The sequence below is a fragment of the Kitasatospora sp. NPDC057198 genome (genome assembly GCF_042670125.1).
Classification (GTDB): Bacteria; Actinomycetota; Actinomycetes; order Streptomycetales; family Streptomycetaceae; genus Kitasatospora.
Genome location: NZ_JBHUWH010000009.1, coordinates 38,837 through 47,278, shown reverse-complemented (window position 1 = coordinate 47,278; position 8,442 = coordinate 38,837). Strand labels below are relative to the sequence as shown.

Annotated in this window: 13 protein-coding genes, 1 tRNA gene and 1 pseudogene; 3 read left to right on the top strand and 12 right to left on the bottom strand. The window is 72.1% G+C overall.

Annotation, left to right across the window (positions count from 1 at the left end; all coding sequences use genetic code 11):
- Positions 1-66: 66 nt before the first annotated feature.
- Positions 67-522, bottom strand: coding sequence for a GatB/YqeY domain-containing protein (locus ACFUEL_RS02435; protein ID WP_380234042.1), 456 nt, complete (start codon positions 520-522; stop codon positions 67-69).
- A 176-nt stretch (positions 523-698) separates the two neighbouring features.
- Between ACFUEL_RS02435 and ACFUEL_RS02430 the strand changes: the two are divergent.
- A pseudogene (locus ACFUEL_RS02430) lies at positions 699-815 on the top strand (metallophosphoesterase); the annotation flags it as partial.
- A 20-nt stretch (positions 816-835) separates the two neighbouring features.
- Here ACFUEL_RS02430 and ACFUEL_RS02425 read toward each other — a convergent pair.
- Entirely contained in the window at positions 836-1,351 is a 516-nt protein-coding gene (locus ACFUEL_RS02425) for a DinB family protein (RefSeq protein ID WP_380234041.1), read from the bottom strand.
- Positions 1,352-1,697: 346 nt separating this feature from the next.
- Here ACFUEL_RS02425 and ACFUEL_RS02420 point away from each other — a divergent pair, with 346 nt between their 5' ends.
- On the top strand, positions 1,698-2,642 hold the full coding sequence (locus tag ACFUEL_RS02420; protein WP_380234040.1) for a metallophosphoesterase: 945 nt from the start codon (positions 1,698-1,700) through the stop codon (positions 2,640-2,642).
- A gap of 88 nt (positions 2,643-2,730) precedes the next feature.
- Positions 2,731-2,804, top strand: a tRNA-Pro gene (locus ACFUEL_RS02415).
- Positions 2,805-2,881: 77 nt separating this feature from the next.
- Here the strand turns inward: ACFUEL_RS02415 and ACFUEL_RS02410 are convergent.
- From ACFUEL_RS02410 to ACFUEL_RS02365, 10 genes are all read right to left on the bottom strand, one after another.
- Positions 2,882-4,039: a tyrosine-type recombinase/integrase gene (locus tag ACFUEL_RS02410; RefSeq protein ID WP_380234039.1), complete on the bottom strand. Its 1,158-nt coding sequence runs from the start codon at positions 4,037-4,039 to the stop codon at positions 2,882-2,884.
- Entirely contained in the window at positions 4,039-4,221 is a 183-nt protein-coding gene (locus tag ACFUEL_RS02405; RefSeq protein ID WP_380234038.1) for a helix-turn-helix domain-containing protein, read from the bottom strand. Before ACFUEL_RS02405 ends, ACFUEL_RS02410 begins: the two co-directional genes overlap by 1 nt.
- Positions 4,211-5,494, bottom strand: a complete 1,284-nt coding sequence (locus ACFUEL_RS02400; protein WP_380234037.1) for a replication initiator — start codon at positions 5,492-5,494, stop codon at positions 4,211-4,213. The genes ACFUEL_RS02405 and ACFUEL_RS02400 overlap by 11 nt, the downstream gene beginning before the upstream one ends.
- Before the next feature lie 120 nt (positions 5,495-5,614).
- Positions 5,615-5,785 carry a hypothetical protein gene (locus tag ACFUEL_RS02395; RefSeq protein ID WP_380234036.1) on the bottom strand — a complete coding sequence of 57 codons (171 nt, stop codon included), beginning with the start codon at positions 5,783-5,785 and terminating at the stop codon, positions 5,615-5,617.
- 1 nt (position 5,786) lies between these two features.
- Positions 5,787-5,957, bottom strand: coding sequence for a hypothetical protein (locus ACFUEL_RS02390; protein WP_380234035.1), 171 nt, complete (start codon positions 5,955-5,957; stop codon positions 5,787-5,789).
- A 101-nt stretch (positions 5,958-6,058) separates the two neighbouring features.
- A complete protein-coding gene (locus tag ACFUEL_RS02385; protein WP_380234034.1) occupies positions 6,059-6,598 on the bottom strand; it encodes a GGDEF domain-containing protein in 540 nt (179 codons plus the stop codon).
- Between the two features lie 78 nt (positions 6,599-6,676).
- Entirely contained in the window at positions 6,677-7,213 is a 537-nt protein-coding gene (locus tag ACFUEL_RS02380) for a hypothetical protein (protein WP_380234033.1), read from the bottom strand.
- Positions 7,214-7,223: 10 nt separating this feature from the next.
- The gene (locus tag ACFUEL_RS02375; protein ID WP_380234032.1) at positions 7,224-7,421 is read right to left on the bottom strand and encodes a hypothetical protein; all 198 of its coding nucleotides are present in this window, start codon (positions 7,419-7,421) and stop codon (positions 7,224-7,226) included.
- A gap of 12 nt (positions 7,422-7,433) precedes the next feature.
- The gene (locus ACFUEL_RS02370; protein ID WP_380234031.1) at positions 7,434-8,144 is read right to left on the bottom strand and encodes a DUF2637 domain-containing protein; all 711 of its coding nucleotides are present in this window, start codon (positions 8,142-8,144) and stop codon (positions 7,434-7,436) included.
- A 68-nt stretch (positions 8,145-8,212) separates the two neighbouring features.
- Positions 8,213-8,407, bottom strand: coding sequence for a hypothetical protein (locus tag ACFUEL_RS02365; protein WP_380234030.1), 195 nt, complete (start codon positions 8,405-8,407; stop codon positions 8,213-8,215).
- Positions 8,408-8,442: the final 35 nt, after the last annotated feature.

Here is an 8,442-nt window from a genome sequence, read left to right as displayed (position 1 = left end):
GTCGTCGCTACCGGCCGCCGGCCGCCGATCTCTGGCCGCCGGCCGTTGGCCGTCGGCCGTCGGCCGTCAGCCCGCCAGGGCGGCCTTCACCGCGGCGGCGACCCGGCCGCCCTCCGCCTTGCCCTCCACCTGCGGACGCACCAGCTTCATCACGGCCCCCATGCCCTGCGGGCCGCTCGCCCCGGACTCGGCGACCGCGGCGGCGACGATCGACGCCAGCTCGGCGTCCGTCAGCTGCTTCGGCAGGAACTCCGCCAGCACCTCGCCCTCGGCCCGCTCCCGGGCCGCCTGCTCGGCCCGGCCCGCACCCTCGAAGGCGGCCGCCGCCTCCCGGCGCTTCTTCGCCTCCCGGCCGATCACCTGCAGCACCTCGTCGTCGGACAGCGCGCGCTTCGCGTCGCCCGCCACCTCCGCGCTGGTGACCGCCGACAGCGTCAGCCGGAGGGTGGACGAGCGCAGCTCGTCCCGGGCCTTGATCGCAGCCGTGAGGTCCTCCTGCAGCTGCTCCTTGAGCGTCTTCATGCCGCCGATTCTGGCACCTGCCCCGCCCCGCCGCCGCTCCTTTACGCCCGACCCCGCCGCGGCCCCGACCGGCGCTCCGCCAGCTCCGTCCGTCCTCCCCGCCCTCCCCGCCCTTCCCGTCCTTCCCGTCCCCGGGTCCGTGTTCGAGTCCCCCGCCCTTCTGCGGCCACGGACCGGTGCGACCGCTGTGCTCCGTCCCGCGCGGCACCGCCGCCACCGGCGCCGCCTGTCTCGTCCACGCCGCCGGGTACGAGGTCCGCTCGTTCCGCCTGCGCCGCGTCGGGGTCCCGATCGCCGATGGGTTCGGCCGGCTCTACTCGCCGATGACTCCGTCGATGCTTTCGCGGAGGAGGTCGAGGTGACCGCAGTGACGCGCGGTCTCCTCGATCATGTGCGCCAGGGCGTACCGCAGCGAGAACGTCATACCGGGCCCGCGAGCGACGTCGTCCAGCACGGCGTCGGCGACGACCTGCCGGGAACGCTCGCACTCCTCGGTGTAGTCCGCCACGATCTGCGCGAGAGTGTCCTCCGTGGTGAGGCGGAAGTTCCCGTGCGGGTCCTCGTCGGTCCACGGCCAGGCGAGGTCCTGGTCGGCGAAGTCGATGCTGAACCAGAACCGTTCGGTGCCGGCGAGGTGTTTGACAACACCGGCGGGCGTCAGGGTGGACGGCGGAACGGGCTGAGCGAATGCTTGCTCGTCGCTGAGGCCGGCGACCTTGTTGATGACCGTGGCGCGGAGGAAATCAAGCAGTCCTGTCAGAGTTTCGCACTCGGTTCCGGCTTCCGGCGCTCGAATCCGCAGCACGGGCTGAACATCGTTGGACACCATCGCCGCAGTCTACGAACACCCCGTCGCCTCGTCCGCACGTCGGCGACAGGAACCTGGCGTCGACCGGGATCGTCTGCTGGAGGACGGTGCGGCCAAGGTCGGCCCGCACGGACAGGCCCATACGACAGGGCCATGGGTCCGACCGGACCTGACGCTCCCGGTCGACGCATTCCGAAGCGCGTCCACGTATCCGGGCATCGCTTGACCGTCGTCGTGCCGCCGGTTCTGGCCCCTGCCCCGCCCCGCCGCCGCCCCGTTCACCCGCCGCCCGGTCCTGACGGCCCATCACCCTCCCCGTCCCCCGGGCGCCCGCCGGGCCGGCCGGACCGTCTGCGACCATGGACCGATGCGACCGCTGTACTCCGTCCCGCTCGGCATCGCCGCCACCGGCGCCGCCTGTCTCGTCTACGCCGCCGGGTACGAGGTCCGCTCGTTCCGCCTGCGCCGCGTCGAGGTCCCGATCCTGCCCGCCGGCGCCCGGCCGGTCCGGATCCTCCAGGTCTCCGACATCCACATGGTCAACGGCCAGGACAAGAAGCAGCGCTGGCTGAAGAGCCTCGCCGGGCTCCGCCCCGACCTGGTCGTCAACACCGGGGACAACCTCTCCGACCCGCTCGGCGTCCCCGCCACCCTGGACGCCCTCGGCCCGCTGATGGACTTCCCCGGCGTCTACGTCTTCGGCTCCAACGACTACTACGGCCCGGCCCGCAAGAGCCCCACCCGCTACCTCAAGGCCCTGCGCAGCGGCGTCCACGGCCTCAACAACCCCGACGGCACCGGCCGCCGCGGCGTCACCGGCGCCGTCCACAACCCCTGGCAGAAGCTCCGCGACGGCTTCGACCAGGCCGACTGGCTCAACCTCAACAACGCCCGCGGCCGCCTCACCGTCGCCGGCCTCGACCTCGAGTTCGCCGGCCTCGACGACCCGCACATCCGCCACGACGACTACTCCGCCGTCGCCGGCGGCCCCTCCCCCGACGCCGACCTCTCCCTCGCCGTCGTCCACGCCCCCTACCTCCGCACCCTCGACGCCTTCACCGCCGACGGCTACCCCCTGATCCTGGCCGGCCACACCCACGGCGGCCAGCTCTGCATCCCCTTCTACGGCGCCCTCGTCACCAACTGCGACCTCGACACCAACCGCGTCAAGGGCCTCTCCACCCACACCACCCCCCACCACCGCTCCTACCTCCACGTCTCCGCCGGCTGCGGCACCAACCGCTACACCCCCGTCCGCTTCGCCTGCCCCCCCGAAGCCACCCTCCTCACCCTCACCCCCGCCCCACGCTGACCAGCCCCTAAACCGGATTTCGTCTCTGGCCCCACCTCCTGTAGAGTTCTACTCGTTGCGCCGGACACGGAAGGCAACAAAGCAGGACCGGGGTATAGCGCAGCTTGGTAGCGCGCTTCGTTCGGGACGAAGAGGCCGTGGGTTCAAATCCCGCTACCCCGACTTCGTAGTAGCAGGCAAGGGCCCTGCCGGAGAGATCCGGCAGGGCCCTTCCTCGTTGTGCGGGTCTAACTGAGTGACTACCCCTCTGCTGCGGGTCCGAAGACGTCGTCCATGACGGTCGCGCCGGTCTGGATCACCGGGCGGATCTGCTTCCGGTAGACCTCCTCCGTGACGCTGGTACTGGAGTGGCCGACCAGCCGGGAGATCTCCTCCAGCGGGACACCCTGGTCGGACAGGATCGACACGAAGCTGTGCCGCAGCTCCCGGGGCGTCCAGTCGGCGGCGTTGATCCCCTCCGCCTTGGCGATGGCCGTCCGGAAGGCGCGGCGGACGTGCGACGGGTCCAGCTCGGTGCCCACGGCGGAGTGGAAGACGAGGCCGTTCTCCTGCCAGTCGTCGCCGGCGGCGAGCCGGTCCCAGCCCTGGTTCACCCAGTGGTCCAGCAGGGCTTCGACGCAGCGGGCGGGCAGCGCGAGGGTGCGCCGGGACTTCCGGGTCTTGGTGTCGCCTCCGGCCCGGACGGAGCGCCACACCGCGATGTGCGGCGGGACGCCGGCCGGGGTGCCTCTGAGGAAGGCGTGGTCCCAGGTGAGCGCCCGCAGCTCCTCGGTCCGGGCGCCGGTCAGCAGCGAGACCACGATGTAGGCGTACATGCCGGTCTTCTCGGCCGCTTTGAGGACCGCCTCCGCCTGAGCCAGCGTCAGCGCCTTGGAGGGCCGTCCAGGGCGGCCGGTGGGCACCGTGCAGAGCTCCACCACGTTGCGCTTCACCTTGTCCCGGGCCATCGCCCGCTTCACCGCCCGGTTGAGGCAGGAGTGCAGCGCCTGGAGGGTGCGGGTGCTCAGCTCCTTGCTCTTGGCCGCCAGCCAGCGGTCCACGTCTTCGGCGCCCAGGTCGCGGAGCTTGCGGGCACCCAGCGCCGGGATCACGTGGGTGCGGCAGAGGGTGGTGCAGGTCTCGACGGTCCCGGCGTCGCGGCCTGCCAGGCCGTAGGTCAGCCAGTCGTTCACCGCGTTGCCCACGGTGTAGTTGGTCGGCGCGATGGCAAGGCCGTCCTCGTGGTCTCGCAGGATCTCCTTGAGCTTGGCCTTCGCCTCGGTCTTGGTCCGGCCGCTCCCCCGCTTGACGATGCGCTTCCCGGCCGGGTCGAACCCGAGGCTCGCGCTGGCGATCCAGCGTTGGCGCTTCTCGTCCCAGTGGAGGCCGCCGTCTCCGCGGCTGCGTCGGGTCGCCATCAGCCGATCACCTCGGAGCGCGACGCGACGAAGGCCCGGTAGGCGCCGTAGGGAATCCGGCGCGCCCTGCCGATCGTGATCGAGTGCAGCCGCTTGGAGCGGATCAGGTCGTAGACCGCAGAGCGGCCGAGCTTGAGCCGGGCCATCACCTCCGGCACGGTCAGCAGGTCGTCATCGGCCATTCGTCGGCTCTCCTTCCGTTCCGAGTGCGGGTTGCACGGCGGCGGCCAACCAGGACTCGCCGCGGGTGAGGCCCCGGCCGGCGAACTCCCAGTGCGCGAGTACGAGGGTGGTCTCCTCCTCGGCGGGGACGTTGGGCCCGTGGAGCTGTTGGAGGGTCTGCGCGCGGCGCCAGGCGGTGCGGGCGTCACGGAGGGCGCCGAGGGTGGTGGAGTAGCGGCGGGTCTTGGTGGAGAAGTGGCCGCGGAAGCCGAGCATGTGAGCCCAGGCGCGGAGGCGGAGGTCTTCTAGCTCCGGGCGGGCGCCGAGCGTCCAGCAGGTGCGGATCAGCCGGCGGGCGTGTTCGGGGATCTCCAGGCCGGCGACTTCGGCGAGCAGCCGGAGAGGCCGGTCGAGCGCGCCCGTGGCGGTCTCCGCGCCCTTGGTGGCGTACTTGGCGATGTAGGCCGCGACCGCCCGTTCCGTGATCAGCACCGGGCCGGTGAAGTCCGCGCTGCGGATGGTGCGGACGTCGAGTTGGCGCCCCCAACTAAACTGGTGAGCACGGCCATTGACGATCGGCCCTGCGATCTCGGTGCGGGCGGCAGCAGCCCGGATCGCGTCGGTGAGCAGTTCGGCCGAGGCCCACGCGGGCGGGGGTTCGTGGCCACCTTCCGGGCCGTCGAGGCGGATCACCGCGTGAAAGTGGATCGCCCCGCGCTTCTGGTACTCGGCGACCTTCCCGAAGGACACCCGGGCGTGCTCCTGGAACTCGCGCTGCGACAGGCCCGCGCGCTTGGCAACCTCCCGGCGGAGGTAGATCGAGAACCGGGCCCAGAGCTTGCCGGCGTGGGCGTTCCACAACACGGCGGCTTCGTAGTCGTACGTCTCGGGAGCGAGCGGCGAACCGAGTAGGGCATCGTCGGGGGCGTGCACGGTGCCGCACCTGCAACGGCCGGAGGCGGGCCGGTTGTGCACCGGGCCGAACGACGGGGCGGTGAAGGTGGCGAAGACCCGGGGGTGTGCGGCGACGGCCTCCGGAATGCCCTTGCCGCCGACCAGCCCGGCGGTGATCAGGTGGTAGGTGTCCCGCCGGTACGTCTCGGCGCACGGGGCACAGCGGGTGATCCGCCGGTTGCCGCACCTCACCAGCAGGTGGCCGGCGGGCAGGCACGAAGAGTCCAGGTGGTGCAGCACCTCCCCGGTCCCTCCGTTGACCTCGGTTCGCCAGCCAGCGAGCCGGATCGGCGAGGTGCACCCGGCGAGCCCGGAGAGCTGTCGGACCAACGCGGGCATGGTGCCTAGCGACGCCAGCACGGACAGGTCAGCGATGGGAGGTTCAGCGGTCAGGGACACAACTACTCCTTTCGAAGTGAGGCCCCGGAGGCAGCAGTTGATGCCTCCGGGGCAGAGCGGTCAGGACTGGTCGGGTGTGGGCTTGGCGTGCTGCTCGGTCCACTCCTCGGCGCAGACCTTGTGGACGGGCTTGCCGCGGTCGGAGCGGAGGTTGGTGGGCTTGGTGCAGACGCCGCAGGGGGCGGGCTTGTTGTCCCAGTGGCGGGAGTCGCGCCAGTCGAGGAGGGCCATGTCAGAGCACCGGCAGGAAGGCGCGGGCGACGGTGCCCCGGCCGTGGCAGGTGGGGCAGTTGACCGGGGTGGTGGTTCGGGTGCCATCGTGGCGGTGGCCGGTGGTGATGGCGCGGCCGAAGCCGTCGCAGTTGTGGCAGATCAGGCGTGCCGGGCGGGTGTGCTGGGGCATGATGGTGCTCTCCTTCGCGGACTTCGGTTCGGGGAGGGTTGAGGTCCTCGGCGCGGCGGGATGCTTGGCGGCTTGCTGCCGCGCCGGGCACCGGTTCGTTTTCAGCGGCGGCGCGCGGTGCGGGCGCCGGGCTTGGAGGCGTACATCTGGCGGTCGGCCGCCGACAGGGCCTCGGTGAGCAGCAGCGTGGCCGGGTGCGAGGTGCCGACGGACGCGCTCACGCTCAGCAGCTCGGTGCCGTACGGGACCGGGTGGTGGAGCTGGTCGTTCAGGTCGGGGACGCGGTGTTCGGCGTCCAGGACGACGGCGGCGAACTCGTCTCCGCCGAGGCGGGCGGCGATGCCGTCGGTGCCGCACCAGGTGGCCAGTCGGCGGGCGGTCGCGGCGAGGACGGCGTCTCCGGCGGCGTGGCCGTGGGTGTCGTTGACGGCCTTGAAGTCGTCCAGGTCGATCAGCAGGACGGTGGTGCGCTCGGGGTGGCGGCGGATGAGGCGTTCGGCGCGGGTGGTGAAGCCGTCGCGGGTCAGGAGCCCGGTGAGCGGGTCGCGGCGGGCGGTGGCCAGTCGACGGGCCAGGACGGTGCTGTGGGTGGTCCAGCCGAGCAGCGGCACGCCGGCGGCGAGGAGCGGGGCGAGGTCCATGGCGGTCCTTCCGGAGCGGGTCGAGGTCTCCGGGGCGGGGGGATGGCTTGGCGGCTTGCTACCGCCCCGGGAACCGGTTCAGATGCCGAGGGAGAGGGCGCGGGCGGAGGCCCGGTCGAGCAGGTGGTGAACGTCGGCCTGCCGGGTGTCGGGGGCGTCGTTGAAGGCGTCCGGCGAGGCGACGGGCCGTCCGGTGGCGTGCAGGACCTCCATCACCTGGTTGCGGGCGCGGCTGACGGTGTACGGGGTGCCGTAGCCGTTGAGCAGGACGGCGGCCTGGGCGCCGAGGAGGCAGACGCGGCCGGCGGAGTCCCACAACCGGCCCTGAGTCCAGCCGACTTCGGCGAGGTAGCGGGAGGTCAGCCGCAGGTGGTCCGCGACCGTGACGGCGACCGGTCGGGCCGGACGGTGCGCGAGCCGGTCCAGCACGGACAGTCGCGGCTGCGGGAAGCCCGCGTTCCACCGCTGGACGGTGCTGCCGTAGTCGCAGAGCAACGGCACGACCGCGCGGGCCTGGACGGGCAGCGTGGCCAGGTACGCCTCGATCTCCGCGACCAGGGCCGAGCCTTCGGGGGTGAGCGACAGCGAGTCCGGGAGCAGCAGCGTGGGTGTCATCGTCCGGCCCTCACTTGCTGCCGGTGCGGTTGACGACCTCGACGCCGGAGCGGGTGGTGTCGTCGATCAGCGGCGCGGCCGGGGTGCTGGCGAGGTAGAAGCCGAGCAGCAGCAGCGCGGTGACGGCCCACCAGCGGAGGCGCGTGTGCCGGACGATCAGCCAGCCGACCACGGCGAGGACGGCAACGAACGGGAGCGTGAGCGTCATCTCTGGCTTCTCTCAGGTCAGTTCGGCGGCGAGCGCCGAAGCGAGGGGGTCCGCGATGCCGAGTCGGGTGCGCAGGGTGCCGGCGTCGATCGGGCTGCCGGTCCGGACGCGGTGGTCGTCGGCGAGCTTGCGGGCGTGGTCGAGCAGGAACGATGGGACGGGCGTGGCCGTGGCCGGAGCCGGGGCGCTGACCGGCGGAGCGGTCGGCGGGGCCGCAGGCGTGGGCGGAGCCGCCAGCGCGGGCACCGGTTCGGGTTCCTCGACGGCGACCGGTTCGGGCTCGGGCTTAGGTTCCGGCTCCACGATGTACATCGGCGGGAGGTCTTCCTCGGTCTCGAACTCCGCGGGCTCGCTGACCGTGGTGTGGGCCGCGGAGTGGACCAGCAGGGTTCCACCGAGGAACGCGGCGGCGGGCCAACCGGCGACGATGATCCGCAGCCAGGTCGGGGTGTGGCCGAGGTCCAGCAGCCCGGCGGTGCCGATGTTGGCCCCAAGCGAGGCGGCGAGGGCAATCACGAACCAGGCCCACGCGAGCCGGACGGAGGCTCGGGAGCGGAGCCGACGCCAGGCGGCGACCAGCAGCAGGTCCACCGAGACCGGGTAGGCCCACGCCTTCCAGCCGGTCTGTCCGGCGGCTTCGGCCAGGTCGTGCAGGTGGGCGAAGGACAGCGCGGCGGCGATCGCGGCCTGGAGCAGTACGGCGTCCAGCTTGGGAAGTCGCATTGGTGGCCCTCCTTCCAGGAGATGGCCGGGCGAGGCTGGGAGTTAGCTCACCACCCGGCGCTAGTGGTCTAGTAGCGGTTCGGGGTGGGGTCGATCCCGGTGGACATGCAGCGGGAGCAGATCACGTCTATCTCGCCGACCTCGCGGCGCTTCCGCCCGACGTAGACCGACTCGGTAACCCAGCCGGTGCCCTGGCAGCGCGGGCAAGACGGCAGGCTGTTGTTCTGGGCGGACTTTGCGGGGACGGCCTTTCTGAGGGCCATGGGGCACGGTCCTTCCGGATACAGGCATGGCGGGG

Bases quoted from the DNA above. Each gene is read 5' to 3' on its own strand.
- ACFUEL_RS02365 (WP_380234030.1), bottom strand. From the start codon at position 8,407: ATGGCCCTCAGAAAGGCCGTCCCCGCAAAGTCCGCCCAGAACAACAGC.
- ACFUEL_RS02425 (WP_380234041.1), bottom strand. From the start codon at position 1,351: ATGGTGTCCAACGATGTTCAGCCCGTGCTGCGGATTCGAGCGCCGGAA.
- ACFUEL_RS02380 (WP_380234033.1), bottom strand. From the start codon at position 7,213: ATGACACCCACGCTGCTGCTCCCGGACTCGCTGTCGCTCACCCCCGAA.
- ACFUEL_RS02385 (WP_380234034.1), bottom strand. From the start codon at position 6,598: ATGGACCTCGCCCCGCTCCTCGCCGCCGGCGTGCCGCTGCTCGGCTGG.
- ACFUEL_RS02405 (WP_380234038.1), bottom strand. From the start codon at position 4,221: ATGGCCGATGACGACCTGCTGACCGTGCCGGAGGTGATGGCCCGGCTC.
- ACFUEL_RS02395 (WP_380234036.1), bottom strand. From the start codon at position 5,785: ATGGCCCTCCTCGACTGGCGCGACTCCCGCCACTGGGACAACAAGCCC.
- ACFUEL_RS02435 (WP_380234042.1), bottom strand. From the start codon at position 522: ATGAAGACGCTCAAGGAGCAGCTGCAGGAGGACCTCACGGCTGCGATC.
- ACFUEL_RS02375 (WP_380234032.1), bottom strand. From the start codon at position 7,421: ATGACGCTCACGCTCCCGTTCGTTGCCGTCCTCGCCGTGGTCGGCTGG.
- ACFUEL_RS02410 (WP_380234039.1), bottom strand. From the start codon at position 4,039: ATGGCGACCCGACGCAGCCGCGGAGACGGCGGCCTCCACTGGGACGAG.
- ACFUEL_RS02390 (WP_380234035.1), bottom strand. From the start codon at position 5,957: ATGCCCCAGCACACCCGCCCGGCACGCCTGATCTGCCACAACTGCGAC.
- ACFUEL_RS02400 (WP_380234037.1), bottom strand. From the start codon at position 5,494: ATGCCCGCGTTGGTCCGACAGCTCTCCGGGCTCGCCGGGTGCACCTCG.
- ACFUEL_RS02370 (WP_380234031.1), bottom strand. From the start codon at position 8,144: ATGCGACTTCCCAAGCTGGACGCCGTACTGCTCCAGGCCGCGATCGCC.
- ACFUEL_RS02420 (WP_380234040.1), top strand. From the start codon at position 1,698: ATGCGACCGCTGTACTCCGTCCCGCTCGGCATCGCCGCCACCGGCGCC.